Below are 26,150 nucleotides of genomic sequence, written 5' to 3' on the forward strand. Positions count from 1 at the left end.
GCCGGGGATAGTCGGCGCGGTGTCTGGCATTGCGCCTCGCATGTGATATAAGCCGCTGATGGCCATTACACTTCACAGGGGCGATCTTCCCGACGGGCTGAGCTTCGGCGACATCGTTGCCGTGGACAGCGAGACCATGGGCCTCGACCCGCATCGCGACCGGCTCTGCCTGGTGCAGCTCTCCAGCGGCGACGGCGATGCGCATCTGGTCCAGTTCGGTCACACCTTCGACGCGCCGAACCTGGTCAAGCTGCTCGCCGATCCGGCCGTGACGAAGCTGTTCCACTATGGCCGCTTCGACATCGCCATGTTCTACCAGCATCTCGGCGTGCTGACCGAGCCGGTCTATTGCACCAAGATCGCCTCGAAGCTAACCCGCACCTATACCGACCGCCACGGCCTGCGCGATCTCTGCCGCGAACTGCTCGGCGTCGAGATCTCCAAGCAGCAGCAGACTTCGGATTGGGGCGCGCCCCTGCTCACCGACGAGCAATTGGCCTATGCCGCCTCGGACGTGCTGCATCTGCACCGGCTGAAGACCATTTTCGACGGCCTGATCGACCGCGAAGGCCGCCGCGACATCGCCGACGCCGCCTTCCGCTTCCTGCCGACCCGCGCCAAGCTCGATCTGCTCGGCTGGGACACGGAAGAGATTTACGCGCATTAGCGCGGGGCCAAACGGGCCGCGTTGCGGTAGCTGCGGCGCGGACGGAATTCCGTGCAGCGATTTCCACCTGACATTCTTATGCGACGGGGACGGAGTTTCCGGCCAGGAAGACGCGCGGACGCCCTAGAACTGCCGCGACGCGCGGCGTAGACCGCACGAGGCTCGCCAGCCAGAGCGTCGACCTGAATGTCGGATGGAATGGTGGGCGCACAAGGATTCGAACCTTGGACCCGCTGATTAAGAGTCAGCTGCTCTACCAACTGAGCTATGCGCCCTGAGATGGGCTCGGTGGGCGAGCCATCACAGTCCGCGCCGCATGGGCAGCGGAATTGGGCTAAGGGGTAACATGCTTCTTCGGGAAAATCCAACTCCCTTTTCGGCGGAGGGAGGCGGTCAGCGATATTTCTTTCGGATCCCTCCGATCCGCCACAGCTGCCGTCAGAACCTTAAGATTTGATCCGCAGCACTTGGCCCGCCACCACCAGTTCGACGCTGTCCACCGCCTCGGCCACCGCCTGATTCAAGCGCCCCTGCTCGTCGCGGAAAGCGCGGCCGAGCGGGGTTTCCGGCACAAGACCAAGGCCGATTTCGTTCGACACCAGTACCAGTGCCGGCCGCGACGCCGTAACCGCGCGGCAGAGTTCCGCCGTCGCCTCGCGGACGTCCCGGCCTGCGCCGAACAGGTTCGACAGCCACAAGGTCAGGCAATCGACGACGCAGACGGCCTCGCGCGAGGCAACCGAGCGGATCGCGCCGGCAAGATCCAGCGGCGCCTCGATGGTCGTCCAGGCGCCGCCGCGCTCGTCCTTGTGCCGGGCGATGCGGTCGGCCATCTCGACGTCCAGCGCCTCGGCGGTCGCGATGTAATAGCGCTCGGCAAAGCCCTCGCCGATCGCCAGCGCACGGCGGGTCTTGCCCGAACGCGCGCCGCCGAGGACCAGGGTCGACCGCACTGTCACGGCGTCATCGCGAGCGTCAGGGCGGCGAGCGCGGCAAGCCGGGCGGTCACGGCGGAAGCGCCGAGCACATCGCCGGTGAAGCCGCCGAGGAAATACCAGGCCAGCAGCACGACCGACCCGGCGCCCAGCAGGGCTCCCACGATCAGCGCCACCGCCAGCGTGCCGAGCAGCAGCACTGGGATGACGATGGCGAGCGCGATGCCGCCGAGCAGCGCGCCCTGCCGCAGTGTCCCCATCGACGCGCCGAGTCCGTCGGACCGGGCTGGATCGAGATAGGCGACCGGCAGCGCGATGGCGCCGCGCGCCACGGTTTCGGCCGCGATCATCGCGGCCATGACGGCGGCGAGGCCGGCATAATGCTGCAGGCTGACCAGGAACGACGCTTGCAGGCCGAGCGCCAGCATCAGCGCCAGGGCGCCGAACGTGCCGATGCGGCTGTCGCGCATGATCTCGAGCTTCTCCTCGCGCTCATAGCCGCCGCCGAGGCCATCCCAGAAATCGCTGAGGCCGTCCTCGTGAAAGCCGCCGCCGGCAATCAGCGCGGCGGTCATGGCCAGGAGGGCGGCGGCTGTTGCGGAGAAGCCCGCCGAGACGCTGAGCCAGAGCACGATGGCCGCAGGAATCCCGATCAGCGCGCCGGCGAGCGGATAGGCCCAGAAGGCGGAGCCGATGGTCGCCGCCGAACGGGTCGGGAAACGGGGCAGCGGATATCTTGTGAGAAGGCCGATGGCGAGGCCGAGTTCCTCGGCGCGGCGGCGGGCAGGTCCAGCAAGAGGGCCGCTCATGACGCGACATGATCCCGATTGGCGACGCGCGCTTCGGCGAAGGTCGCCATCTCATTATGGGCGGCGGCGGCGGCGCGGATCAGCGCGATGGCGAGCGTCGCGCCGGTGCCTTCGCCGAGCCGCATGCCGAGATCGATGAGCGGCGGCAGTCCGAGGGCTTGCAGCAGCCGGATATGGGCGGGCTCGGCGGAGCGGTGGCCGGCGAGGCAATGGGCAAGGATGGCCGGATTCTGCCGGAACAGCGGAGCGAGGCTTGCGGTCATTACGTAGCCGTCGAGCACCACCGGAATGAGCGCATGGCGGGCCGCGACCACCGCCCCGGCGATGGCCGCGGTTTCGCGTCCGCCGAAATGGCGCATGATTTCAAGCGCGTCCAGGCCGGTCGCGGCGTGCAGAGCCAGCGCCTCGTCGATCACCGCCGCCTTATGCAAAACACCTTCGCTCGAAAGCCCAGTGCCCGGTCCCGCCCAGTCGGCGCCGGTGCCGCCCAGCGAGCGGGCGGCCAGCGCAGCGGCAATGGTCGTATTGCCGATGCCCATTTCGCCGAAGGCCAGGATGTCGGCACGCCCGCGCACGGCGTCCGCCCCCGCATTCAACGCCTCCAGCAGCTCGGCCTCACTCATCGCGGGGCCACGCGAAATATCCCCGGTCGGCCGTTCAAGTGCCAGCGGTACAACGGAAAATTCGACCGCGCAGGCTTTGGCGATGGCGTTGATCGCCGCCCCGCCACGCGCGAAATTGGCAATCATCTGCTCCGTCACATCGGCCGGATAGGGGCTGACGCCGCGCTCCGTCACGCCGTGATTTCCCGCGAACACGATCACCCTGGCCGATGCCGCGCGCGGCTCGGGCGCCTCTCCCCAGCCGGCGAGAAAGACGGCGATCTCCTCCAGGCGGCCGAGCGATCCGGCCGGTTTCGTCAGCTCGGTCTGCCGGCGGCGGGCGGTCTCGCGCCAGGCTTCGTTGGCGGGTGGAAGGTCGTGCAACGCATCGGAAAAAGCGGCCAAGCTTGGGTACATCGATGATCACCGCATCAAGGTTAGTCGAACGGGCGAGAGCATAGCGTGTCGCTGCGCGATTGACAGATCAAAACGTCACTCCTACAAACGCCAAACCGGTTGCCCATCAAGCGCAAAGCGCTGGGCATGAAAAGGGAACGCGGATCAGGATCACCCCATCCGGGGGTCCAAAACCGCGGCCGCCCCCGCGACTGTGTGCAGCGAGCGTTTTTTCCGGAATGCCACTGGTTTGAGGCCGAAAGGCTAAGGCTGGGAAGGCGGATGAACGCTGTGACCTGCGAGCCAGGAGACCTGCCGGTCTGTGAGAGAACGTGTTCGGACGGGGTGTTCCGCAGCGCGCTTTCGCGGCCCGGTTTGGCTGCGGTCGTCGCCGATGGGCGCCTCCTTTTGGGAGCTCCGCAATCATGCCTATGTTGCATTGCCGCCACGGCGGGACAGCCATCCGGGCGGAGGCGCCGCGCTCATGACCGGCCGTATCCCCACCACCATCATCACCGGCTTTCTCGGCGCCGGGAAGACCACCCTCATCCGCCATCTGCTCGGCAATACCAACGGGCGGCGCATCGCGCTGATCGTCAATGAGTTCGGCGATGTCGGCGTCGACCGCGATCTGCTGACCGATTGCGGCGAGGAGGCCTGTCGCCCGGAGGACGTGGTCGAGCTGGCGAATGGCTGCATCTGCTGCACCGTCGCCGATGATTTCATTCCGACCATGACCATGCTGCTCGCCCGCAATCCCGCGCCGGACCATATCGTCATCGAAACCTCGGGGCTCGCACTGCCGCAGCCGCTGGTGCGGGCGTTCAACTGGCCGGAAGTGCGCGCGAAAGTGACCGTGGACGGCGTCGTCACGGTGATCGATGCGCGCGCCGTCGCCGACGGGCGCTTTGCCGAGGACGAAGCCGCCATCGCCACGCTGCGCGAGATCGACCCCAATCTGGATCACGACAGCCCGCTGCACGAGCTGTTCGAGGATCAGCTTTCCTGCGCGGACCTCATCATTCTCAACAAGACCGACCTCGTGGACGCCGACGAACTCGCGCGCGTGACGCAGATCGTCAGCGAGGAAAAGCGCCCCGCCGCGCAGATCGTGCGCTCGGTGCGCGGTCGGCTGTCGTCCGACGTGCTGATCGGGCTCGGCATCGGGGCCGAGGACGATGCGGCGAACCGGCTGTCGCATCATGAGCAGGAAGGCGAGGCGGAGCACGATCACGACGATTTCGAGAGTTTCGTCGTGGCGATGCCGCCGATCGCCGATCCGCGTGGGCTATCGGACAAGCTGATCGAGGCGGCGGGCGAATTGGCCATTCTGCGCGCGAAAGGCTTCATATCCGTCGAGAACAAGCCGATGCGGCTGGCGGTGCAGAGCGTCGGCTCACGCGTCGACAGCTATTTCGACCGGCCGCTGCGCGAAGGCGAGCGCGGCAAGGGCCATCTGGTCATCATCGGGCTGAAGGGGCTCGATCGGCAGGCCATCGCGGACAAGCTCGGAGGCGTCGTTCATTGAGCCTCGCCCCTCCGGCGGACGCGCCTGTCAGCTCAGTGCCGACACCGTGCATCAACGTCTGCAAGATCGACGAGCCGTCCGGCTTTTGCCTCGGCTGCGCCCGCAGCAAGGACGAGATCGGCGCGTGGCAAAATGCCGGCGCGGATTATAAGCGCGCGGTCTGGGCGATGTTGCCGCCGCGCCGGGCGGGCCTGCGGCTGACGGCGTACCGGCTGCCATGGTCGCCAGACGAGATCGCCGGGATGATCGAGCGGACGCTGCGGCGGCGCTGGGGGCGATGGACGCTCGGCATCGAGGGCGCGTCGGCGAGTTTCGAGATCGGGCCGCAGGAGGATGCGGACATCGTGAGCGGCGCCGGCGCGGTGACCGCGATCACGGCGCGCGGCGCGCTGCGGCTGGTCCGGCATGAGAAGGTGATCGCCCTCGCGTATGGCAACGCCGCCGATGCCTGCGGGCCGGAGGCGATCGCGCTGGTGATGCCGCGCGGACGGCTGGATTTACGACGCGGGGACGTGGTGCAGAGCGTCGGGCCGGACACGGCGTCGGTCTGCGAGTCGCATCGGCGGGCTGGGCTGTATGATCTGGGCGTGGCGGGGAACAGCGCGGCAAGGCTTTGTCTGCGCAGCGCGGATGCGGGCTTTGTCGAGGCGATGAATGCCGGGCTGGGAATGCCCTGGCGGCAGGCGCTCGACGGCGCGGCGGAGGCACTGACGAACGCCGCAACGCATGTCGTTGTGGAGACCGGGCTCGGCCGCGTCGAGGCTTTTACGTCCGCGATGCCGGATGCCGCCCGCCTTGCTACCCGCCGCGAAATGCCCGATGGCAGGGCGCTCGACGCAATCTTCGCGCCTTGCGCCATCTTCTACCCGGCCTCGCGCAAACCCGCCGCCGCGCTGCTCGACGGGCATTTCTAGAACAGGATCAGTTGAGATGGACCCAGCCTATCTTGATCCGCTGCCAGACTCCCTCTCCCTTGGGGAGAGGGTTGGGGTGAGGGGTTCGTGCCTCACCGACAGTCCGCAACCCCTCACCCGGCACGCTTCGCGCGCCGACCTCTCCCCTGGGAGAGGTTGCGCTGCGGCAAGCGGGGGGGTCTTGCACCCTCCTCAGCCGATCGTGCTCTAGTGCATCTGCTCGTCACAGAATCCGGCGCGATCGACGACGGCGCCGAGCCGCGCGATTTGCGCCAGACGCCCGGCGCCATCGTCGTGCTCTCCTCCGCCGACACCGAATTGGCGCTGCTGGCCGGTGCCCATGGCGCGCTCGCGGCGGTCTCCCCCCAGCCCACGATGCGGCTGGTCAACCTGATGCAGCTCAAGCACAATTTCTCCGTCGATCTCTATGCCGAGAAGACGCTGACCGGCGCGCGTATTGTCGTGCTTCGCCTGCTTGGGGGGCGCAGCTATTGGCCCTACGGCCTGGAGCGCCTGACCGAGATGGCGCGTGACGGCGCCTTCCAACTGGTCGTGCTACCCGGCGACGACAAGCCGGATTTGCTGCTCGAAGGGCTGTCCACGGTCGACGACACCCAGCGCGAGGCTTTGTGGGCCTATCTGCGCGAGGGCGGTACGGAGAATGCCTCCGGCTTCCTGCTCAGCCTCGCCGCGATGCTGAATGGCAGCGCCGAGCCGCCGCCTGCGCGACCGCTGATGAAAGCCGGCCTCTATTGGCCCGGCGCGGTAACTGCGCGGCTTGAAACCATCCGCCAGCACTGGCGTCCCGGCTGGCCGGCCGCCGCGATCATCTTCTACCGCGCCCTGATGCAATCCGGCGATCTGGCCGCCGTCGATGCCCTCATCGCCGGCCTCGCCGCGCGCGGCCTGAACCCGCTCCCCGTCTTCGTCACCAGCCTGCGCGAGGAGATCTGCATCCAGACTCTGCGCGCGCTGTTTCGCCAAGCGCCGCCAGACATCATCCTCAACAGCACGGCCTTTGCCGCCAATATCGGCGCGGGTGCCGAAGCTTCGCCCTTCGCCGGACTCGACGCGATGGTGCTGCAAATCGTCTGCTCTGGCGAGACCGAGGAAGCCTGGGCGAGCCGCACACGCGGGCTGTCGCCGCATTACATCGCCATGCATGTTGCCCTGCCCGAGATCGACGGCCGCGTGCTGACGCGTGCCATCTCGTTCAAATCCGACAGCGGCTTCGATGCTGCGACCCAGCATTACCTCACGCGCGCCGTGCCAAAACCCGACCGCGTTGATTTCGTCGCCGACCTCACCGCCGCCTGGGTGCGCCTGCGCCGGACGCCACCACCCGGGCGCAAGTGGGGGCTGATCCTCGCCAATTATCCGAACCGCGACGCGCGCCTCGCCAACGGCGTCGGCCTCGACACGCCGCAAAGCGCGATCGAAATTCTGACGGCGCTGGAAGGCGCTGGCTATGCGGTCGGAGACATCCCGGCGGACGGCAATGCGCTGATCGCCGCCCTGCGCGAAGGGCCGACCAACGCCGGGCTCGAAGGCCGCGCCATCACCGAGCGCCTGCCGCTCGCCGACTACCTCGCCGGTTTCGCCGCCCTCCCCGAGCGCATCCGCGCCGAAATCACCGCCCGCTGGGGACCGCCCGACGCCGACCCGCATTTCACACACGGCGCCTTCGCCATCCCCGCCCTGCGCCTCGGGAATGTCGCCATCGGCGTCCAGCCCGCGCGCGGCTACAACCTCGACCCCAAGGGCAGCTACCACGACCCGGCCCTCGTCCCGCCGCACAGCTATTTTGCCTTTTACATCTGGCTGCGCGCCGCGCTCGGCGCTCATGCCGTCATTCATCTCGGCAAGCACGGCAATCTCGAATGGCTGCCCGGCAAGGCGCTGGCGCTTTCGGCCGAGTGCTACCCGGAAGCCGCGCTCGGCCCGCTGCCGAACATCTACCCCTTCATCGTCAACGACCCCGGCGAAGGCAGCCAGGCCAAGCGCCGAACCTCCGCCGTCATCATTGACCATCTCACGCCCCCTCTCACCCGCGCCGAGACCTACGGCCCGCTGAAGGAGTTGGAGGCGCTGGTCGATGAATATTTCGAGGCAGCGAATGTCGACGAGCCGCGCCGCGTGCATCTGGCCGGCGAAATCCTGGCGACCAGCGCCCGCCTCGGCCTCGACCGCGATTGCGGCATAGACCCGACCGCGCCGCAGGAGACGGCGCTGGCCGCGCTCGACAACCACCTCTGCGAGCTGAAGGAAATGCAGATCCGCGACGGGCTGCATATTTTCGGCCGTTCTCCGGAGGGTGGGATGCGGACGGATTTGCTTGTCGCGCTGGCGAGGGTGCCGCGCGGCGATGGGGCAGGGGGCAATGCCTCGCTAATCGGCGCGCTGGCGGCGGATTTGGGGCTGGACGGTTTCGATCCGTTGGCCTGTACGCTAGGCGGGGCGTGGTCCGGCGCGAGACCGGACACGCTCGCCGCTCTCAGCAACGAGCCTTGGCGCACAGCAGGCGATACCGTTGAACGGCTCGAAATCCTGGCCCAGCGCCTTGTCTCCGGCGAAGCCCCTGCCGCTCCCGGCACACGTAGCCAAGTAGTGCTCGACGAAATCCGTGCGACTCTTGCGCCGAGCGTCGAAGCCTGCGGCACCGCCGAAATCGCCGGCATCCTTACCGCCCTCAACGGCCGCTTCGTTCCACCCGGCCCCTCCGGCGCGCCGACGCGCGGCCGCCCCGACGTCCTCCCCACCGGGCGCAATTTCTACTCGCTCGACGGCCGCACCGTCCCGACGCCGGCCGCCTGGGAGCTCGGCCGCAAATCCGCCGACCTCGTCATCGCCCGCTACCTGCAGGACCACGGCGACTGGCCGCGCGCTCTCGCTATCAGCGCCTGGGGCACGGCTAACATGCGCACCGGCGGCGATGATGTCGCCCAGGCCCTCGCGCTGATGGGCGTGCGTCCGCGCTGGGAACCGGCCTCGCGCCGCGTCACCGGCTTCGAGATCATCCCGCTCGTAAAACTCGAGCGCCCGCGCGTCGACGTCACCTTCCGCGTCTCAGGCTTTTTCCGCGACGCCTTCCCCGCGCAGATGGACCTGCTCGACAGCGCCGTCCGCGCCGTCGCCGCGCTGGACGAGGCGGCGGACGAAAACCCGATCGCCGCCCATGTCGCCGTTGAAGCCGCCAAACTCATCGCGATCGGCGCCGCGCCCGATGCCGCGCGCCGCCTCGCCAGCGCTCGCATCTTCGGCTCCAAACCCGGCGCTTACGGAGCGGGCCTGCAAACGCTGATCGACGAAAGCCTCTGGCGGACGGAGGCCGATTTCGCCGAGAGCTACATCCAATGGGGCCAATATGCCTATGGCGCGGGCCTCGAAGGCCGGCCCGAGCGCGGCGCTCTGGAACGCCGCCTCGCCGGGCTAGACGCGATTGTCCACAATCAGGACAACCACGAACATGACATCCTCGACAGCGACGATTACTACCAGTTCGAAGGCGGTCTGGCGGCGTCAGTGAAAGCCCTGAAGGGCGCGGCGGTGCGCGTCTATCACGGCGACCATTCGCGTCCCGAGCGGCCCGTCATCCGCTCGCTGGAGGAGGAGATCGGCCGCATCGTGCGCGGGCGCGCGGCGAATCCGAAATGGATCGCCGGCGTGATGCGGCACGGCTATAAGGGCGCCTTCGAGATCGCCGCGACTGTGGATTACCTCTTCGCCTTCGCCGCGACCACCGACGCTGTGGGCGACCATCATTTCGAGGCGCTTTACGACGCCTATATCGGCGATGATAGAGTGCGGTCGTTCCTCGCCGAAAATAATGACGCGGCCTTGACCGACATCGCCGCCCGCTTCAGCGAGGCCATCGAGCGCGGCCTGTGGTCGCCGCGCAGCAACAGCGCCGGAGCGCTGCTCGGCCAGTTGGCCAAGGCGCGGCAAAGGGAGGTTTCCACATGAGCGATGATAGTATCTCGCCCGGCGCGGAGGACGGCAATGCCCGCCACGCCGAAAAAATGGCGAAGAAGAAGGCCTCGCGCGACAAGATCATGGCCGCCAAGACCGAGGAGCGCGGCCTGCTGATCGTGCATACCGGCAAGGGCAAGGGCAAATCGACGGCGGCTTTCGGCATGGTATTCCGCGCCATCGCACACAAAATGCCCTGCGCCGTGGTGCAGTTCATCAAGGGGGGCTGGGAGACCGGCGAGCGCGCCCTGATCGCCGAGCATTTTGCCGGCATCTGCCAGTTCCACACGATGGGCGAGGGCTTTACCTGGGAAACGCAGGACCGCGAACGCGACATCGCCCACGCCCGCGCCGCCTGGGAGAAGGCCAAAGAGCTGATCCGCGAGCCGGCCATCAAGCTGGTGCTGCTCGACGAACTGAACATCGCGTTGCGCTATGATTATGTGCCTATGGATGAAGTGCTTGCCTTCATGGCGGAAGAGAAGCCTACGGACACGCATGTCATCATCACGGGCCGGAACGCCCCGGATGCACTGGTCGAGGCGGCCGATCTCGCGACGGAAATGACGCTGCTGAAGCACCCCTTCCGCTCCGGCGTGAAGGCCCAAGCCGGGATCGAGTTTTAAAGTGCAACCCATCCGCAAGGCGCCGCCTGGCGCCCGGCCTTCCTTCCGCACCCCGAGCCGCCCGCCACATAGCAAGCCCTCTCATTCCGTCGCCCCGGCCGTTAGGGCCGGGGCCTACTCGCCTATCCACTCGCCGCAGTGCTTGCAGATGCGGGATTGGGTCCCGGCTCGGCCTGAGGGCCGTCCCGGACGACGCGAATCACGGAGGCCGCTGCCAGCCGATCGGTCGCGCCGCCAATGACCGCCTCCCGCATCCCCGCGATCATGATCCAGGGCACCGGCTCCAACGTCGGCAAATCCCTTATCGTCGCCGGGCTTTGCCGCGCCTTCATGCTGCGCGGCCTCGCCGTCCGCCCCTTCAAACCGCAGAACATGTCCAACAACGCCGCCGCGACCCCGGACGGCGGCGAAATCGGACGCGCTCAAGCGCTGCAAGCGCTCGCCGCCCGGGTCCCGCTCAGCGTCCACATGAACCCCGTGCTGCTCAAGCCCGAAGCGGATTCCACCAGCCAGATCATCGTGCAAGGCCACCGCTTCGGACGCATGCGCGCCCGCGAATTCGGCCAGCGCAAATCCGAACTGCTGCCGCGCGTGCTCGAAAGCTTTGCAATCCTCTCCCGCGAGGCCGAGCTCATCGTCGTCGAAGGCGCGGGCAGCCCGGCCGAGGTCAATCTGCGCGCCGGCGACATCGCCAATATGGGTTTTGCCGAAGCCGCCGACCTGCCCGTCATCCTCGCAGGCGACATCGACCGCGGCGGTGTCATCGCCAGCCTCGTCGGCACGCACGCCCTGCTGAGCGAGGCCGAACGCCGCCGCATCCAGGGCTTCCTCATCAACAAATTCCGCGGCGACGCCGCGCTTTTCGCCGAGGGCGCGCGCATCATCGCCGAGCGCACCGGCTGGACCGACCTCGGCATCATCCCCCATTTCGCCGCCGCCGCGCGCCTCCCTGCCGAAGACTCCGTCGGCATCCTCTCGGCCGGATCACGCGATGCCGAAGGCCGCCTCAAGATCGTCGTCCCCGTCATCTCCCGCATTGCCAATTTCGACGACCTCGACCCGCTTAAGCTCGAGCCCGGCGTCGCCATTCACTTCGCAACGCCCGGAGCGCCGCTGCCGCGCGACGCCGGCCTGATCTTCCTGCCCGGCTCGAAATCCACTATTGACGACCTCGCGGGCCTGCGCCGCGAGGGCTGGGACATCGACATTGCCGCGCATGTCCGCCAGCGCGGCGCGGTGATCGGCATTTGCGGCGGCTATCAGATGCTCGGCCGCACCATCGCCGACCCGGACGGCATCGAAGGCGCCCCCGGCACCCATCCCGGCCTCGGCCTGCTCGACGCCGAAACCGTGCTGACGCCGGACAAGCGCGTGCGGCCCGTCCTGGGCGGCGAAATTGGCAGCGGCCTGCCCGTCACCGGCTATGAAATTCACCTCGGCCGCACCACCGGCCCAGCGACCGGCCGCCCCTGGCTCCGCATCGAGGGCGAACCGGACGGCGCGATCAGCCCCGATGGCCGCGTCTTCGGCAGCTATGTCCACGGCCTGTTCCAGAGCGACGAGTTCCGCCGTGCCTTCCTCGCCCGTCTCGGCGCGGCGGCCGATGGTGACATCCATTACGGTGCGTTGCTCGATGCCACGCTGGACAGCCTCGCCGCGCATCTGGAGGCGCATCTGGACCTCGACCGCCTCCTCGCCATAGCCCGCGCGCGATAGCTTAGGTCACCATCAGCGCGATGGCCAAAACGACCACCAGCAGCACCCCGCAAGCGACCACAAACACCCTGAGCGCCCGAGCGATATCCTCCGGCCGCGCCTCAACCCGCCCGCCCTCATTCATCCACGCATCCTCTATACGCCCGCTCGCGTAAACGCGCGGCCCCGCGAGCGCCAGACCCAGCGCCCCCGCCATGGCCGCCTCCGGCCAGCCCGCATTCGGCGAACGGTGCCCCCCCGCATCCCGCCACATTGCGCGCCAGGCGCCGCGCGCATCACCGCCCGCGAAGGCCGCCGCAACCACCATCAGACCTCCCGACAGCCGCGCCGGAAGGAGATTCATCGCATCATCCGCTCGTGCAGACGCCCAGCCGAACGCCGCATGGCGCGGCGTGCGGTGCCCGATCATGCTGTCGGCGGTATTGACCGCCTTATAGATCGCGATGCCGGGCAACCCCGCGACCAGATACCAAAGGGCCGGCGCGACGACACCATCGGAAAAATTCTCCGCCGTGGTCTCGATTGCCGCACGGCAGACGCCCGCCTCGTCCAGCGCGTTGGGATCGCGCCCGACGATCAACGAAACGGCCACGCGCGCGGCGGCCAATCCGCCCCCGCCGAACGCGCGGCGGACGCGCGCGACGTGATCGTAGAGGCTGCGCTGCGCCAGCAGCACCGCGACGGCCAGAATCTCCCCCGCGAGGCCGAGCGGATGCAGCGCGAAAGCAGAGTGCAGCGCCCAGCCGGCCGCACCTGCCGCCGCGATCAGCACAATTAACGCGACCACGCCGCCGAGCCGCCGCGCCGAGCCACGATTGAGCGACCTGTCCAGCCAGCCGATCAGCCGTCCGAAAATCACCACCGGATGCGGCGCGCGCCGCCAAAGCCAATCGGGATCGCCGGCCGCCGCGTCGAGCGCCAGCGCGGCGGCGAGGATGAACGCGGCCTGCGTCTCAAACAGCATCTGGCCCGGCCATCACAGCGGGGGCGACGGCGTGGAAGAACGAGCCGGAGACATTGCCCGAACGATGCCCGGCAAGGCCGAGGCTCTCTCCCTCGCCGTCATAGACCGCCGCGTAGGCTTCGGTATCGGCGGGCGGCGGCGTCAGCATCGTCGCGTAATGAAACTCGTGGCCCATCAGCGCCCGGCCGCCAAACTCGGCCCGCCGATAGCCCAAGGTCAGACGCCGCGCCTGAAAGCTCGTCGCAACCGGCAGCAGCCCGGCCATTTCATGCGCAATGCCATCGGCATCGGTTAGCGAGCGCCCGAGCACCATGTAGCCGCCGCACTCGCCATGAATAGGCCGGGTCTCGGCGAAGGCGCGCAGCTCTCGCATGAAGCGCTGCGCACCGGCCAAAACGCCGGCGTGCAATTCCGGATAGCCGCCGGGCAGGAAACAGGCGTCGCAATCCTCCGGCGGAGGCTCGTCGGCCAGCGGGGAGAAATATACGATCTCCGCCCCCGACATCCGCCAACCGGCGAGGACATGCGGATAGATAAACGAAAACGCCGCATCCTTCGCGATGGCGATGCAGCGTCCTGGAGCCGGGATCCCGGCAATCGCGCCGCCCCCCGCTATCCTCGCTCCGCCTGCCCGCGCGGCAATCGCCGGCACGTCGCAGCCCGTCTCGACCGCCGCCGCGAAACCCTCGAGCCGCGTCTCCAGCCCGCCGATCTCACCAGCCTGCACCAATCCCAGATGCCGCTCGGGCAAGGCGAAATCCGCATTCCGCGCCAGCGCTCCGAGCACCGGGATCGCCAGGCCCGAAAACCCATCCTCGACGCTCGCGCGATGCCTTGCGCTGGCGACATTGTTCAGCACCACACCGGCGATGCGGATGCGCTTGTCGAAATGCGCCAGCCCCGCCGCAATAGCGGCCGCCGTCTGCGCCACGGCCCGGCAATCGATCACCAGCAGCACCGGCCAGCCATAGCGCAGCGCCAGATCCGCCGCCGCGCCCCGCCGCCCGAGCGGCGCGCGCACGCCGTCGAACAGGCCCATCGCGCCTTCGGCTACGACGATATCCCGCCCCGCCGCGCCATGCCCGGCGATAGCGTCCAGAAGATCAGACCCCATCGCGAAGCTGTCGAGATTGAAACTTTCCTGGCCGGTCGCGACGGCGTGGAATGCCGGATCGATATAATCCGGCCCGCTCTTGAAGCCGCGCACCCGCAGGCCGCGATTGCGTAGCGCCCGCATCAGCCCGAGCGCCAGCGTCGTCTTGCCTGCGCCCGAGCCGGCGGCGGCGATCACGATCCCCGGCGCGCTCATTGCGCAAGACCCCGCACGCCGCGCGCAAGCGAGCGCAAAAGGCGCGGCAGCGACGGGCCGCCGCAAACGATCTCATTGCCGTCGATGATGACGCGGCGGGCTTCCGGAAAACTGTCACGCAGCCCCGGGTGGAACAGCAGTGCCGAGCCCTGATCGCCGGGCCGGTCGATGGCGTCGAACATCACCAGCGCGTCGGGCTGGATTTTCAGCACCGCTTCGAGCGAGCCCTGCCGCGTGCCCTTCAGCCCGGATTCGACCCCGGCATTGGCGAGGCCGAGCTGATTGAGCGCGTCGTCGAACAGCGTGCCCTTCCCGGAAATATAAGCGTTTCTGCGCAGTTGCAGCAGCCGCAACGGACGGCTGCCGATGGCGGCGCGCGCTTCCGCCAGGGCGGCGTCGATCTCGGCGATCAGCGCTTCGCCGCGCGCGGGCTGCCCGATCATCAGCGCGGTGCGGCGGATGTCGGTCTTGGCCGCCGCAATGCTCTCGGCGGGTGCATAGGTCTCGAGCCGCAGCCCGAACGCTTTCAGGCGCTGCCGCGTCGCGGTGCGGGTGAAGCTGCCCGCCAGCACCAGATCGGGCTTCAGCTTCAGCACCTCCTCGGCCTCGCCGCGGATGAGCGGGACGCCCGACGAAGCGATCTCGTCGGGCGTGAGCGAATAGGCTGGATTGGCCGCGTAATTGGTCATGGCGGCGATCTGGCCGCGGTCGGCCAGCGCCCAGAGCAACTGGTCGGTGCAGGCATTGATGGAGACGATGCGTTGGAGCGCTTTGGCCGCCCTTGGCGCGGGGCCGACCGGCAGAAAAGCAACAGCGGCCAGCAGAACAATTGCCCTGTGTCCCGCCCGTATTGCCGCCGTCCGACGCGCCATGTTAGCCGATCCTCTTGCCCGAGACACATACCGTGGCGGGCGCCCTAGCGGCAAGGCCGATCCGAGCGAGGTCCTGAATGTCTGCGTTGCGTGCGTATGCGTATATTTTCGTATTTTCAACAGCTTGTGCCGCATCTTCGGCACCCCTGAAGGCCCAGGAGCCGACCGCGCTCGAGGGCATCGTCGTCACGGCAAACCGCTTTCCCGAAGAGGCCGGCAAGATCGGCAGCGCCGTGACCGTTATCGGGCGCGAGGAGATCGAGGCGGCGCGGGCCGAAAATATCGTCGAGCTTTTGGAGACCGTCCCCGGCCTGACCATCAACCAGGCGGGCGGGCTCGGCGGCACGGCCTCGGTGTCCATTCGCGGCGCGGACCCTGACCAGACGCTGGTGATGATCGACGGGGTGCGCGTCAACGACCCCGCCAGCACCGGCAGCGAGTTCGATTTCTCGGTGTTCACGCTGGCCAATGTCGAGCGCATCGAGGTCATTCGCGGGCCGCAATCGGGCGTCTATGGCAGCGACGCCATCGGCGGCGTCATCAACATCATCACCCGCAAGGGCGAGGGCGCGCCGCATGCCGTCACCGAGATCGAGGGCGGCAGCTACAAGACGTTTGCCCAGCGCGCCTATGCGGCCGGGTCGAAGGACGGCGTCAGCGTCTCGGTCGGGGCGACGAATTTCCGCACATCGGGCTTTTCCCGTTTCGACGGCGGCAGCGAGGACGATGCCGCACGCAAGCAGTCGATCAATGCACGGCTGGACTACGATCCGACCGATGTTTTCGGCGTCACGGTCACGGCGGCGCGCTATGAGGTCAAGGCCGACACGGACAGCATCGGCCTGACCGGCACGCCGCGCGACGCCGCCGACAATGTCGACCGGGTGCTGACCATGGCCACGGCTTCGGCGCATCTCAGCCTGCTGGGCGGCGGCTTGCAGAACCGCCTCACCGCCTTCGTCACCGATAGCGACCGTGACTTCTTCGACGACAACGGCGCGCGCACCACGCCGAGCCTGATCGGCAAGACCAGCACCTTCGAGGGCACCAGCCGGGGCGTCGAATATCAGGGCGAGCTTGCGCCGCGCGGCGTCGACCGGCTGGTGTTCGGCGGCAAGCTCGATCAGCAGACCGGCCTCGCCTTCGACGAGGACACGCTGAAGGGCTTCAAGCTGCGCTACGACGTCGAGGAGGTCTGGCGCTCGGCTTTCGCCATATACAGCTTCAACCCGACCGATGAGCTCAATCTCACCGGCGCGGTGCGCGCGGACGAATTCGGCCCGGCCGGCACCGAGGCGACCTACCGGCTGACGGCGGCCTATCGCGTCCCCGCATGGGGCACGAAATTTCGCGGCAGCTATGGCACCGGGGCAAAGGCGCCGACCTTCCAGCAGCGTTTCGAGGACTCAGCCTTCGCAAAAGGCAATCCCGACCTGACGGTCGAGACCAGCCGGGGCTTTGACGCGGGGGTAGACCAGGAATTGGCTGACGGAGCGGTGACGCTGTCGGGCAGCTATTTCTCCAACGACATCGAGGATCTGATCGCCTTCGACGGCAAGACCGGCAGCTTCAAGAACATCGCCGCCGCCGAGATCGACGGCGTCGAACTATCCGCCGTGCTGCGGCCGGCGCGCTGGATGTCGTTGCGCGGCGCCTATACCTATCTGGATGCGATCGACGCGGCGACCGGCCTCGCTCTGCAGCGCCGCCCCAACAACGCTTTCAACGTCAAGCTGACGGTGCTGCCCGTCGAGGGCGTGAGCCTGTCCGCCAGCGCGACCTATGTCGGCGAGCGCTTCAACAATGACGGCGAGGAGGATTTGCTCGACTCCTATGTCCGCGTCGATCTCGCGGGCAGCTACGCGCTTTCGCCGGGCGCGGAGCTGTATCTCCGCGCCGAAAACCTGCTCGATGCCGATTATGAGGAAATCAAGAATTTCGCCACTGCGGGACGTTCCGCCTATCTGGGCTTGCGGGCGAGATTTTAGGGCCGGGGCGAAGGCTCGCGACTTGAATGGTCGCGCCGCTTCGCGTCGCGACCGGCCAAACCTGCAACTACTCAGCAGCCTGCACCCGCATCGGATTGTTCGGATGCGTGGTCCAGTTCCCATACTCTCCGTCAACCACCTGCCCCGTCCGCCGGTCCAGCACACCGGCGGCCAGCGGCTCCATGGTGATGCAGTTCTCCACCGGGCAGACATTCACGCAGAGATTACACCCCACGCATTCCGCCTCGATCACCTCGAAATGGCGCTTGCCGTTAGCTAGCGCGGTGATGGCCTGATGCGAGGTGTCCTCGCAGGCGATGTAGCAGCGGCCGCATTTGATACAGAGCTGCTGGTCGATGCGGGCCTTGGCGACGTAATTGAGGTTGAGATATTGCCAGTCCGTCGCGCGGCCCGCGGCGCGGCCGACAAAGCTGTCGAGGCTGGCATGGCCCTTGGCGTCCATCCAGTTCTCCAGCCCGGCGATCATCTCCTGCACGATCTTGAAGCCGTAGGTCATCGCGGCCGTGCAGACCTGCACCGTGCCGCAGCCCAGCGCCATGAACTCGGCCGCGTCGCGCCATGTGGTGATGCCGCCGATGCCCGATAGCGGCAGCCCCTTGGTCTCCGGATCGCGCGCGATTTCGGCGACCATGTTCAGCGCAATGGGCTTTACCGCGGGGCCGGAATAGCCGCCATGCGAGCCATAGCCGTCGATGGAGGGCTCGGGCGAAAACGTGTCGAGATTGACGGAGGTGATCGAGTTGATGGTGTTGATGAGCGACACGGCATCGGCGCCGCCGCGCCTGGCGGCGCGGGCTGGCCAGCGGATGTCGGTGATGTTCGGCGTCAGCTTGACGATGACCGGCAGGCGGCTATGCGCTTTGCACCAGCGCGTGACCATCTCGATATATTCCGGCACCTGACCCACCGCCGAGCCCATGCCGCGCTCCTGCATGCCGTGCGGGCAGCCGAAATTCAGCTCGATGCCGTCGCAGCCGGTGTCCTCGACCAGCGGCAGGATGGACTGCCAGCTCGCCTCGTCGCAGGGCACCATCAGCGAGACCACCACGGCGCGGTCGGGGAAGTCGCGCTTGACGGCCTTGATCTCCTGCAGGTTGAGCTGGAGCGGACGGTCGGTGATCAGCTCGATATTGCTGAAGCCGAGCAGCCGCCGGTCCGGTCCCCAGACGGCGCCGTAGCGCGGGCCGTTGACATTGACGCAGGCCGGGTCGTGGCCGACGGTCTTCCAGACCACGCCGCCCCAACCGGCCTTGAAGGCGCGGCGGACGTTGTATTCCTTGTCGGTCGGCGGTGCGGAGGCGAGCCAGAACGGGTTCGGCGATCTGATGCCGAGGAAATTCGAACGGATGTCGGCCATGGCAATGGTCCTCGGCTCAGGCGCTGAGCGCCTTGTGAATGCTCTCTGCCGCGTCGCGCCCCTGCGCGACCGCCGTGACGGTGAGGTCGTCGCCCGCGGCGACGCAATCACCGCCGGCCCAGACCTTCGGGTTCGAGGTGCGGCCCTCGGCGTCGACCTGGATGCGACCGCCTGATAGCGCCAGCGGCGTCTCGTCCTCGACCGCGCCGGACACCAGAGTCTGGCCGATGGCCTTGAAAACCTGATCGCATTCGAGCGTGACCGTCTCTCCGCCCTGCTCGAACGCCATGGCGACCACCCGGCCCGCATCGGCGATCACGCGCAGAGGCCGCATCTCGCAGCGGATCGCGACGCCGCGCGTCTGGGCCAGGTCCTGCTCGTAGAGCGAGGCTTTCATGCGCTCGCGCGGCCCGCGATAGCAGATCGTCACCGCTTCCGCGCCGAGGCCCTTGGCCTGGATGCCGGCATCGATCGCGGTCATGCCGCCGCCGATCACCACGACGCGGCGACCGACCGGCACCGTACCGAGATCGCTCGCCTGCCTGACTTCGGCGATCCAGGCGACGGCATCGTCCGACCCCCGCGCCTCGGCGTCGGCCTCGCCCAGCGCATTGACGCCGGCAAGGCCCACGCTGAGGAACACCGCATCATATTGCTCGGCGAGCCCGGAGAGGAAGACATCGCGCCCGAGCGCCCGCTCATGATGGATGGTGATGCCGCCGATGGCGGTGACATAGTCCACCTCGGCCTGGGCGAAACCATCCACGGCCTTATAGGCGGCGATTCCATATTCGTTCAGGCCCCCCGCTTTCGGCCGCGCCTCGAAGATCTGCACCTCGTGGCCCTTCATGGCCAGACGGTGCGCGCAGGCGAGGCCCGCAGGCCCCGCGCCGATCACCGCCACGGTCTTGCCCGTCGGCGCGGCGCGGCCGTAAAACTGCTTGCCCGCCGCCATTGCCTTGTCGGTGGCGTAGCGCTGCAGCAGACCGATCTGCACCGGCTTGCCTTCGGCGGCTTCGCGCACGCAGGCCTGCTCGCACAGCGTCTCGGTCGGGCAGACGCGGGCGCAGATGCCGCCGAGGATGTTCTGATCGAAAATCGTCTTCGCCGCGCCGAGCGGATTGCCGGTGCCGATCTCGCGGATGAACAGCGGGATGTCGATGGCGGTCGGACAGGCCGTCATGCAGGGCGCGTCGTAGCAGAAATAGCAGCGGTCGGCTTCGACCACCGCCTCGTGCGTGCTGAGCGGCGGGTGCAGGTCGGCGAAGCGGGAGCGGTATTCTTCCGGCGCGAGACGCCCCGAGGCGATCCCGTCTGTCGGCACGCTTTGAGCCATGGGCTTCGACCACCTTAGTTTCGTTCTAAAAAAGCTAGCGCAGTTCTTTTTTTTTATCAATTGGTCAAACTTTGGCCCTGCCTCCGGCTGCCGACCCGAAGCGCCCCACGCGCCGGGACGGCAATCAGGCCAGCGACAGCCCGGCATGGTTTTTGCATCGATACGAGGCGTCCGCTGCCGAAGCATCGTGCAACAGGATGGCGGCAATAATGATGTTAGGCGATTGAACGCGCAGGAGTAGAATGGTCGGATCGGCAAGCATCGAAGCATCGCATTCGCACACCTCTCATGGCCGCCGAATGGCGGCGGTCCGTATTCCGCAGACATTGGCAAAGGTGATTGCATGAAGGGCGCCGCGCTTGAGCTTGTTGCCGTCACCAAACGCTATGGCGACACCGTCGCCGTCGATACGATCGACCTGAAAGTGCCGGCGGGCGATTATTGCTGCTTGATCGGCCCATCCGGCTGCGGCAAGACCTCGACCTTGCGCATGATCGCGGGGCATGAATCCGTTAGCGCGGGCGACATCATCCTCGGCAATGCCAATGTCACGCTGCTGCCGCCGGCGCGGCGGGGCACCGCGATGATGTTCCAGTCCTACGCACTGTTTCCGCATCTGAGCGTGCTCGACAATGTCGCCTTCAGCATGAAGATGGCAGGCGCACCGAAAGCGGAACGTCACGCCAAGGCGGCCCAGCTTCTCGGCCTGGTCGACATGGGCAAATACGCCCAGCGCCTGCCCGCGCAGCTCTCCGGCGGCCAGCAGCAGCGCGTCGCGCTCGCCCGCGCCCTCATCACCGAGCCCCAGATCCTGCTGCTCGACGAGCCGCTCTCGGCGCTCGACCCTTTCCTGCGCGTCAAAATGCGCGCCGAGCTGAAGCGGCTGCAGAAGGAGCTCGGCATCTCCTTCATCCACGTCACGCACGGCCAGGACGAGGCCATGGCGCTCGCCGACCTGATCGTCGTCATGAACAACGGCCGTATCGAGCAGCGCGGCACGCCGCCGCAAATCTTCACCAAGCCCGCGACCGAATTCGTGGCGCGCTTCATCGGCGGCCACAATGTGCTGCCCGGCGAAGGCTGCAAGATCGCCGTGCGCACGGACCGGACCCAGGTCGGCCGCCTGAATGGTCAGGGCCTTGCCGCCGGAGCGCTGGAAGCCCGCATCCGCGATGTCGAATATCAGGGCACCTATGTGCAGCTCGGCCTCGCCAGCGATGCGGCGAGCGAGCTGATCGCAACCGTTCCGGAAGAGGCGTTCTTCGCCGATCCGCTCAATCCCGGCGACCGCGTTTCGGTGAGCTGGCGTCCCGCCGACGCCCACCGTCTCGCCGACCCCATCACCGTCTAAAAATCCAACGAGGAGGCAGTCATGAGTAAGAAGCCAACAGCCGGCCTAACGCGCCGCAGCGTCATCAAGGGCATGGGCGCCGTCGCGGGCGCCGCGGCCGGCGCCGGCGCGATCACCGGCTTTCCCGCCATCCACGCGGCGGAGCCGATCACACTGCGCTATCTCGGCACGGCGGTGAACCAGTCCGCCGACATCGCCAAGAAATGCCTGGAAGATACTGGCATCAAGATCGAATATATCCCCGTCACCACCGACGATGTGAGCCGCCGCGTCATCACCCAGCCGAACTCCTTCGACGTAGTGGATAGCGAATATTTCCAGCTGAAGAAGCTGATCCCTTCGGGCAATCTGCTCGGCATCGATGCCAAGAAGATCAAGAACGCCGACAACATCACGCCGGTGTTCACCAAGGGGGAGCTGCCCAACGGCAAAAAGATCGGCGACCAGGGCACGGCGCCGAAGAAGGTGTTTTGGCTCGAAGGCAGCGCAGGCACCAAATTCGCCTCCAGCCCCTCCGGCTACATCACCCTGATCCCGACCACCTACAATGCCGACACGCTCGGCATCCGGCCGGACCTCATCAAGCGCCCGATCGAGAGCTGGAAGGAGCTGCTGAACCCCGAATTCAAGGGCAAGGCGTCGATCCTGAACATCCCCTCGATCGGCATCATGGACGCCGCCATGGTGATCGAGGCCATGGGTGAATACACCTACCCCGACAAGGGCAACATGACCAAGGAGGAGATCGACCGCACGATGAAGGTCCTCACCGAGGCCAAGCAGGCGGGCCAGTTCCGCGCCTTCTGGAAGGATTTCAACGAGAGCGTCAATCTCATGGTGTCGGGCGAGACAGTCATCCAGTCGATGTGGTCGCCGGCGGTGACGGCTGTGCGCTCCAAGGGCGTGCCTTGCGTCTACCAGCCGCTGAAGGAAGGCTACCGCGCCTGGGCCGCCGGGTTCGGATTGCCCAAAACTTTGGCAGGCAAGAAGGCCGACGCTGCCTATGAATTCATCAATTGGTTCCTGGACGGCTGGGCCGGCGCCTATCTGAACCGCCAGGGCTATTATTCGGCCGTGCTCAGCAGCGCCAAAGCCAAGATGGAGCCCTATGAATGGGCGTTCTGGATGGAGGGCCAGCCCGCCGCGCAGGACATCAAGGCCCCAGACGGCACGCTGCTCGAAAAGGCCGGCTCGGTCCGCGACGGCGGCTCCTATGACGCCCGCATGGGCGGCGTCGCCTGCTGGAACGCGGTGATGGACGAGAACGACTACATGGTCCGCAAATGGAACCAGTTCATCGCGGCTTAAGCGCCTGAACGCCGGGCGCGGGTGGCGGTTCTCGCAATCGCCATCCACCCCGGCGGCGTCCCGGACGGCCGTCAGGCCGAGCCGGGACCCATTGGCCTCGCCGCCGGCACCGGTCGCGCGGTGAGGCAATTAGGCGCCGGCTCTCAGGCCGGGGCGACGAGAATGTGGGTCGGACTTCGCAGAGCATATCGGGGAAAACGCCATGGCCGCCACGCAGGACAGTCCACTCGAACAGGGGCCGCTGGCCTGGCTGCAGGCGCTGCCGCTGGCGCTGATCTTCGGGGTCTTCTTCGTGGTGCCGTTGGTGCTGACCGTCATCGTCAGCGTCTGGAATTACGACGAATACCAGATCATCCCCGACATCACCTCGCGCAATTATGTCGAGGCGTTCGAAGGCTGCCTGAGCCAACTGCCCGCGCTCTGCACGACGCTCAAGACCTATGCCACCACGCTGCGCATCTCGATCACGGTCTGGGCGATCACGCTGGTCCTCGGCTTCGCCGTCGCCTATTTCCTCGCCTTCCACGTCCGTTCGCAGACCATGCAGATGGCGCTGTTCCTCGTTTGCACCATCCCGTTCTGGACCTCGAACGTCATCCGCATGATCTCCTGGATCCCGCTGCTCGGGCGCAACGGACTGGTCAACCAGACGCTGGAAGGGGCTGGGCTGATCGGCTCGCCGATCGAGTGGCTGCTGTTCTCGGAATTCTCGGTGATCCTCGCCTTCGTGCATCTCTATACGCTGTTCATGATCGTGCCGATCTTCAACTCGATGATGCGCATCGACCGGGCGCTGATCGAGGCGGCCTATGACGCCGGCGCCTCCGGCTGGCAGACGCTGTGGAACATCATCGTGCCGCTGACCAAGCCCGGCATCGTCATCGGTTCGATCTTCGTCATCACCATCGTCATGGGCGACTTCATCACTATCGGCGTCATGGGCGGCCAGCAGATCGCCTCGGCCGGCAAGCTCATCAACACCCATATGGGCGCGCTGCAATTCCCGCCTGCCGCCGCCCACGCCGTGATCCTGCTGGCGACAGTCCTGGTCATCATCTGGGGCCTGACGCGCATCCTCGACATCCGCAAGGAGCTGTGAACCATGACCGAGCACCGCCCCGCCAGCTTCTATTGGCTCGCCCTGCTGTTCGGCCTGTTCGTCTTGTTCCTCTACGGGCCGATGATCACCATCGTGCTGCTGTCGTTTCAGGGACCAGAGGGCGGCCTGACCTTCCCGATGAACGGCGTCTCGACCTATTGGTTCGGCAAGCTTTGGCGCGAGGGCCTGCCCAATGTCGACATCTGGGCGGCGTTCAACCGCTCGATCAAGCTGGGGCTCGCGGTGATGGTGGTGACGGTGGTGCTCTCGCTGCTCGCTGGCCTCGCCTATCGCAAGCGCTTCAAGGGCTCGAACACGCTGTTCTATATCGTCGTCGCAAGCCTGATCATGCCGTCCATCGTCGTGTCGCTCGGCATTGGCCTCGAATTCCGCATCATCGACGACCTCATCAAGGGCTATGCGCCGGAGGCGCTGACCGACGGCTTCGAGACGGCGATGGGCCTATTCACCTCAGGCATCGGCGCGCATCTCACCTGGACGCTGCCTTTCGGCCTGCTCATCATGTTCGCCATCTTCAACCGCTTCGACAAGCGCTATGAGGAGGCCGCGCGCGACCTCGGCGCAACGCCCTGGCAGACCTTCCGCCATGTCGTGCTGCCAATCGTCGGGCCGAGCATCGTCGGCATCGGCCTGTTCGGCTTTACGCTCTCCTGGGACGAGATCGCCCGCTCCAGCCAAGCCATCGGCTATCTCAACACGCTGCCGCTGGAATTGCAGGGCCAGACCACCACGGTGACGACGCCGGTCATTTACGCGCTCGGCACGCTGACGACGGCGGTGTCGGTGCTGGTGATCACGTCATCGCTCGCGGCGATCGCGGTGCTGCGCTTGCGCCAAGCGCGGCGGATTGCGATGACCGGGGGCTAGCGATCGGACCGGGGCACACCCTCAGTCATTCCCGCGAAAGCGGGAATCCAGTACACCGCAGCGCAGGATCATTGGCAGAGAGTAACGGCGAGTTTGCCTTACCGGATCCCCGCTTTCCCGGGGTGACAAAAAGTGCGGTCATTCAACGGGGTCGCGCTCAATCAACACGCGGGAGGACTGAGCGATGCGGCGGGAAGCGTTCGTCTTCGTGTGCTACAGCGATTTCTCCGGGCAAGTCCGCGGCAAGGGCTTTCCCTTGCGCGAGCTCGAGGCGCGCTGGGAGCGGGGCGTCGGCTGGACGCCGACCAACATCATGATCAATTGCTTCGGCAACACGCCCGTCACGCCCTGGGGCGGCTCGGGCGATCTGGTGCTGCGCCCGGACCCCGCCGAACTGGTCGAGCTGGATTTCGGCGATGACGGGCCGGTGGAGCGCTTCGTGCTCGGCGATGTCGAAAGTCTCGACGGCAGCCCGTGGGCGGTCTGCCCGCGCCACTATCTGCGCTCGGCGTTGGCCGAACTCGGCGCAAGCTTCGGCCTCAGGCTGCGCGCCTCGTTCGAACATGAATTCACGGTCATCGGCGTCGAGCCCCGGCTCGGCGCGGCCTATGGCATCGAGGCGCTGCGCTCGGTGGGCGACCTGCCGGAGGTGATCCTGGCTCAGCTCGATGCGGCCGAGTTGGAGCCGGAAGCCTTCCACCCGGAATTCTCGCCGGGCCAGTTCGAAGTCTCCGTCGGCCCGGCGCTCGGTGTCGAGGCGGCCGACCGCGCGGTCAAACTGCGCCAGATCGTGCGCGCCTGCTGCGAGCGCAAAGGCTGGCGGGCGAGCTTCTCGCCGATCATGCGCAAGGGCGGCGTCGGCAATGGCGTGCATATCCATTTCAGCCTTGAAGACCGCGACGGCCGTCCCGCCACCTACGATCCCGCGCGTCCCGAGGCCGTCTCGGAAATTGCCGGCCAGTTCGCCGCCGGCATCCTCGCCCATGGCCGCGCGCTGTGTGCCGTCACTGCGCCGAGCGTGATCTCCTACGAACGGCTCCGCCCCAATGCCTGGAGTGCGTCCGTCACCAATCTCGGCGCGCGCGACCGCGAGGCTTTTTTGCGGATCTGTCCCGTCTCGGAAAAGCCCGAAGCCGATGTCGGCGAAAGCTTCAACCTGGAATACCGCGCCGCCGATGCCGCCGCGACGCCGTATCTGGCGCTCGGCGCGATTCTGCGGGCGGGGATGGACGGCCTGCGCAAATCCATGCCGCCGCGCGACCCGCTCTCTGTGATCGACATCGCCCGCCTCTCTGACGCCGAGCAGCTGGAGAGAGGCATCCTGCCTCTGCCGAAGAGCCTGGGCGAAGCTCTCGACTGCCTGGAGGCAAGCGGCGATTTGCTCATGCCGGACGCCGTGCGCATCCCCTATATCATGCATAAGCGCGCCGAGATCGCCGAGCTTGCGGACCTGCCGCCCGACGAGGTTTTCACACGCTATGGCAGGGCTTACTGA

Annotated in this window: 21 protein-coding genes, 1 tRNA gene and 1 riboswitch; of the genes, 12 read left to right on the top strand and 10 right to left on the bottom strand. The window is 67.0% G+C overall.

From position 1 onward, the window contains the following. The first annotated feature begins 58 nt into the window (after positions 1 to 58). Positions 59 to 667, top strand: a complete 609-nt coding sequence (locus tag BLEFHOIH_RS22945) for a ribonuclease D (RefSeq protein WP_088348362.1) — start codon at positions 59 to 61, stop codon at positions 665 to 667. 199 nt (positions 668 to 866) lie between these two features. Here BLEFHOIH_RS22945 and BLEFHOIH_RS22950 read toward each other — a convergent pair. The 4 genes from BLEFHOIH_RS22950 to cobT all read right to left on the bottom strand — a co-directional run bounded on the left by BLEFHOIH_RS22950 (position 867) and on the right by cobT (position 3,430). Further along, a tRNA-Lys gene (locus tag BLEFHOIH_RS22950) sits at positions 867 to 942 on the bottom strand. Positions 943 to 1,113: 171 nt separating this feature from the next. Beyond that, a complete protein-coding gene (cobU, locus tag BLEFHOIH_RS22955) occupies positions 1,114 to 1,626 on the bottom strand; it encodes a bifunctional adenosylcobinamide kinase/adenosylcobinamide-phosphate guanylyltransferase (RefSeq protein ID WP_348626066.1) in 513 nt (170 codons plus the stop codon). Next, positions 1,623 to 2,411 (bottom strand): adenosylcobinamide-GDP ribazoletransferase, encoded by a 789-nt coding sequence (locus BLEFHOIH_RS22960; protein ID WP_088348364.1) that lies wholly within the window; start codon positions 2,409 to 2,411, stop codon positions 1,623 to 1,625. Before BLEFHOIH_RS22960 ends, cobU begins: the two co-directional genes overlap by 4 nt. After that, entirely contained in the window at positions 2,408 to 3,430 is a 1,023-nt protein-coding gene (cobT, locus tag BLEFHOIH_RS22965) for a nicotinate-nucleotide--dimethylbenzimidazole phosphoribosyltransferase (RefSeq protein WP_088348365.1), read from the bottom strand. Before cobT ends, BLEFHOIH_RS22960 begins: the two co-directional genes overlap by 4 nt. A gap of 79 nt (positions 3,431 to 3,509) precedes the next feature. Then, a riboswitch (cobalamin riboswitch) is annotated at positions 3,510 to 3,744 on the top strand. 149 nt (positions 3,745 to 3,893) lie between these two features. Here cobT and cobW point away from each other — a divergent pair. The 5 genes from cobW (at position 3,894) to BLEFHOIH_RS22990 (ending at position 12,162) form a co-directional block, all read left to right on the top strand. Further along, positions 3,894 to 4,937, top strand: coding sequence for a cobalamin biosynthesis protein CobW (gene cobW / locus BLEFHOIH_RS22970; RefSeq protein WP_088348487.1), 1,044 nt, complete (start codon positions 3,894 to 3,896; stop codon positions 4,935 to 4,937). After that, positions 4,934 to 5,851 (top strand): DUF1289 domain-containing protein, encoded by a 918-nt coding sequence (locus BLEFHOIH_RS22975; RefSeq protein WP_088348366.1) that lies wholly within the window; start codon positions 4,934 to 4,936, stop codon positions 5,849 to 5,851. The genes cobW and BLEFHOIH_RS22975 overlap by 4 nt, the downstream gene beginning before the upstream one ends. Positions 5,852 to 6,061: 210 nt before the next feature. Continuing rightward, on the top strand, positions 6,062 to 9,814 hold the full coding sequence (gene cobN / locus BLEFHOIH_RS22980; RefSeq protein WP_088348367.1) for a cobaltochelatase subunit CobN: 3,753 nt from the start codon (positions 6,062 to 6,064) through the stop codon (positions 9,812 to 9,814). After that, positions 9,811 to 10,446, top strand: a complete 636-nt coding sequence (gene cobO, locus BLEFHOIH_RS22985) for a cob(I)yrinic acid a,c-diamide adenosyltransferase (RefSeq protein ID WP_088348368.1) — start codon at positions 9,811 to 9,813, stop codon at positions 10,444 to 10,446. Before cobN ends, cobO begins: the two co-directional genes overlap by 4 nt. Before the next feature lie 237 nt (positions 10,447 to 10,683). Continuing rightward, a complete protein-coding gene (locus BLEFHOIH_RS22990; RefSeq protein ID WP_088348369.1) occupies positions 10,684 to 12,162 on the top strand; it encodes a cobyric acid synthase in 1,479 nt (492 codons plus the stop codon). A gap of 1 nt (position 12,163) precedes the next feature. Here the strand turns inward: BLEFHOIH_RS22990 and cbiB are convergent, their stop codons facing one another. Genes cbiB through BLEFHOIH_RS23005 form a run of 3 tightly spaced genes read right to left on the bottom strand, consistent with a single transcriptional unit; the run spans position 12,164 to position 15,307 of the window. Beyond that, on the bottom strand, positions 12,164 to 13,126 hold the full coding sequence (cbiB, locus tag BLEFHOIH_RS22995; protein WP_088348370.1) for an adenosylcobinamide-phosphate synthase CbiB: 963 nt from the start codon (positions 13,124 to 13,126) through the stop codon (positions 12,164 to 12,166). Continuing rightward, entirely contained in the window at positions 13,116 to 14,435 is a 1,320-nt protein-coding gene (locus tag BLEFHOIH_RS23000; RefSeq protein ID WP_088348371.1) for a cobyrinate a,c-diamide synthase, read from the bottom strand. Before BLEFHOIH_RS23000 ends, cbiB begins: the two co-directional genes overlap by 11 nt. Beyond that, a complete protein-coding gene (locus tag BLEFHOIH_RS23005) occupies positions 14,432 to 15,307 on the bottom strand; it encodes an ABC transporter substrate-binding protein (RefSeq protein WP_170937340.1) in 876 nt (291 codons plus the stop codon). The genes BLEFHOIH_RS23000 and BLEFHOIH_RS23005 overlap by 4 nt, the downstream gene beginning before the upstream one ends. Before the next feature lie 77 nt (positions 15,308 to 15,384). Here BLEFHOIH_RS23005 and BLEFHOIH_RS23010 point away from each other — a divergent pair, with 77 nt between their 5' ends. Beyond that, positions 15,385 to 17,295 carry a TonB-dependent receptor gene (locus tag BLEFHOIH_RS23010; RefSeq protein ID WP_088348373.1) on the top strand — a complete coding sequence of 637 codons (1,911 nt, stop codon included), beginning with the start codon at positions 15,385 to 15,387 and terminating at the stop codon, positions 17,293 to 17,295. A gap of 67 nt (positions 17,296 to 17,362) precedes the next feature. On the opposite strand, the gene preA is transcribed toward BLEFHOIH_RS23010, so the two are convergent. The 3 genes from preA to BLEFHOIH_RS26945 all read right to left on the bottom strand — a co-directional run bounded on the left by preA (position 17,363) and on the right by BLEFHOIH_RS26945 (position 20,271). Further along, a complete protein-coding gene (gene preA, locus BLEFHOIH_RS23015; RefSeq protein ID WP_088348374.1) occupies positions 17,363 to 18,673 on the bottom strand; it encodes an NAD-dependent dihydropyrimidine dehydrogenase subunit PreA in 1,311 nt (436 codons plus the stop codon). 16 nt (positions 18,674 to 18,689) lie between these two features. Then, positions 18,690 to 20,009: an NAD(P)-dependent oxidoreductase gene (locus BLEFHOIH_RS23020; protein WP_088348375.1), complete on the bottom strand. Its 1,320-nt coding sequence runs from the start codon at positions 20,007 to 20,009 to the stop codon at positions 18,690 to 18,692. Positions 20,010 to 20,133: 124 nt separating this feature from the next. Beyond that, entirely contained in the window at positions 20,134 to 20,271 is a 138-nt protein-coding gene (locus tag BLEFHOIH_RS26945; protein ID WP_170937341.1) for a hypothetical protein, read from the bottom strand. A gap of 81 nt (positions 20,272 to 20,352) precedes the next feature. Between BLEFHOIH_RS26945 and BLEFHOIH_RS23025 the strand changes: the two genes are divergently transcribed. From BLEFHOIH_RS23025 to BLEFHOIH_RS23045, 5 genes are all read left to right on the top strand, one after another. Beyond that, positions 20,353 to 21,360: an ABC transporter ATP-binding protein gene (locus BLEFHOIH_RS23025; protein ID WP_088348376.1), complete on the top strand. Its 1,008-nt coding sequence runs from the start codon at positions 20,353 to 20,355 to the stop codon at positions 21,358 to 21,360. A gap of 21 nt (positions 21,361 to 21,381) precedes the next feature. Beyond that, entirely contained in the window at positions 21,382 to 22,668 is a 1,287-nt protein-coding gene (locus BLEFHOIH_RS23030; protein WP_088348377.1) for an extracellular solute-binding protein, read from the top strand. Between the two features lie 202 nt (positions 22,669 to 22,870). After that, the gene (locus BLEFHOIH_RS23035) at positions 22,871 to 23,767 is read left to right on the top strand and encodes an ABC transporter permease (protein ID WP_088348378.1); all 897 of its coding nucleotides are present in this window, start codon (positions 22,871 to 22,873) and stop codon (positions 23,765 to 23,767) included. Positions 23,768 to 23,770: 3 nt separating this feature from the next. After that, entirely contained in the window at positions 23,771 to 24,655 is an 885-nt protein-coding gene (locus BLEFHOIH_RS23040; RefSeq protein ID WP_088348379.1) for an ABC transporter permease, read from the top strand. A gap of 184 nt (positions 24,656 to 24,839) precedes the next feature. Beyond that, positions 24,840 to 26,150, top strand: coding sequence for a glutamine synthetase family protein (locus BLEFHOIH_RS23045; protein ID WP_088348380.1), 1,311 nt, complete (start codon positions 24,840 to 24,842; stop codon positions 26,148 to 26,150).

Source organism: Rhodomicrobium sp. R_RK_3 (genome assembly GCF_002198715.1).
Classification (GTDB): domain Bacteria; phylum Pseudomonadota; class Alphaproteobacteria; order Rhizobiales; family Rhodomicrobiaceae; genus R-RK-3.

What these genes read in the sequence shown, in the direction of transcription:
- BLEFHOIH_RS23045 (WP_088348380.1), top strand. Translation starts at nt 24,840, where the DNA reads ATGCGGCGGGAAGCGTTCGTCTTCGTGTGCTACAGCGATTTCTCCGGG.
- BLEFHOIH_RS23010 (WP_088348373.1), top strand. Translation starts at nt 15,385, where the DNA reads ATGTCTGCGTTGCGTGCGTATGCGTATATTTTCGTATTTTCAACAGCT.
- BLEFHOIH_RS23000 (WP_088348371.1), bottom strand. Translation starts at nt 14,435, where the DNA reads ATGAGCGCGCCGGGGATCGTGATCGCCGCCGCCGGCTCGGGCGCAGGC.
- BLEFHOIH_RS23030 (WP_088348377.1), top strand. Translation starts at nt 21,382, where the DNA reads ATGAGTAAGAAGCCAACAGCCGGCCTAACGCGCCGCAGCGTCATCAAG.
- BLEFHOIH_RS23025 (WP_088348376.1), top strand. Translation starts at nt 20,353, where the DNA reads ATGAAGGGCGCCGCGCTTGAGCTTGTTGCCGTCACCAAACGCTATGGC.
- BLEFHOIH_RS22990 (WP_088348369.1), top strand. Translation starts at nt 10,684, where the DNA reads ATGACCGCCTCCCGCATCCCCGCGATCATGATCCAGGGCACCGGCTCC.
- BLEFHOIH_RS23040 (WP_088348379.1), top strand. Translation starts at nt 23,771, where the DNA reads ATGACCGAGCACCGCCCCGCCAGCTTCTATTGGCTCGCCCTGCTGTTC.
- cobW (WP_088348487.1), top strand. Translation starts at nt 3,894, where the DNA reads ATGACCGGCCGTATCCCCACCACCATCATCACCGGCTTTCTCGGCGCC.
- BLEFHOIH_RS26945 (WP_170937341.1), bottom strand. Translation starts at nt 20,271, where the DNA reads ATGCTTGCCGATCCGACCATTCTACTCCTGCGCGTTCAATCGCCTAAC.
- cobO (WP_088348368.1), top strand. Translation starts at nt 9,811, where the DNA reads ATGAGCGATGATAGTATCTCGCCCGGCGCGGAGGACGGCAATGCCCGC.
- BLEFHOIH_RS22945 (WP_088348362.1), top strand. Translation starts at nt 59, where the DNA reads ATGGCCATTACACTTCACAGGGGCGATCTTCCCGACGGGCTGAGCTTC.
- BLEFHOIH_RS23020 (WP_088348375.1), bottom strand. Translation starts at nt 20,009, where the DNA reads ATGGCTCAAAGCGTGCCGACAGACGGGATCGCCTCGGGGCGTCTCGCG.
- BLEFHOIH_RS23035 (WP_088348378.1), top strand. Translation starts at nt 22,871, where the DNA reads ATGGCCGCCACGCAGGACAGTCCACTCGAACAGGGGCCGCTGGCCTGG.
- BLEFHOIH_RS22960 (WP_088348364.1), bottom strand. Translation starts at nt 2,411, where the DNA reads ATGAGCGGCCCTCTTGCTGGACCTGCCCGCCGCCGCGCCGAGGAACTC.
- cbiB (WP_088348370.1), bottom strand. Translation starts at nt 13,126, where the DNA reads ATGCTGTTTGAGACGCAGGCCGCGTTCATCCTCGCCGCCGCGCTGGCG.
- BLEFHOIH_RS23005 (WP_170937340.1), bottom strand. Translation starts at nt 15,307, where the DNA reads ATGGCGCGTCGGACGGCGGCAATACGGGCGGGACACAGGGCAATTGTT.
- preA (WP_088348374.1), bottom strand. Translation starts at nt 18,673, where the DNA reads ATGGCCGACATCCGTTCGAATTTCCTCGGCATCAGATCGCCGAACCCG.
- cobT (WP_088348365.1), bottom strand. Translation starts at nt 3,430, where the DNA reads ATGTACCCAAGCTTGGCCGCTTTTTCCGATGCGTTGCACGACCTTCCA.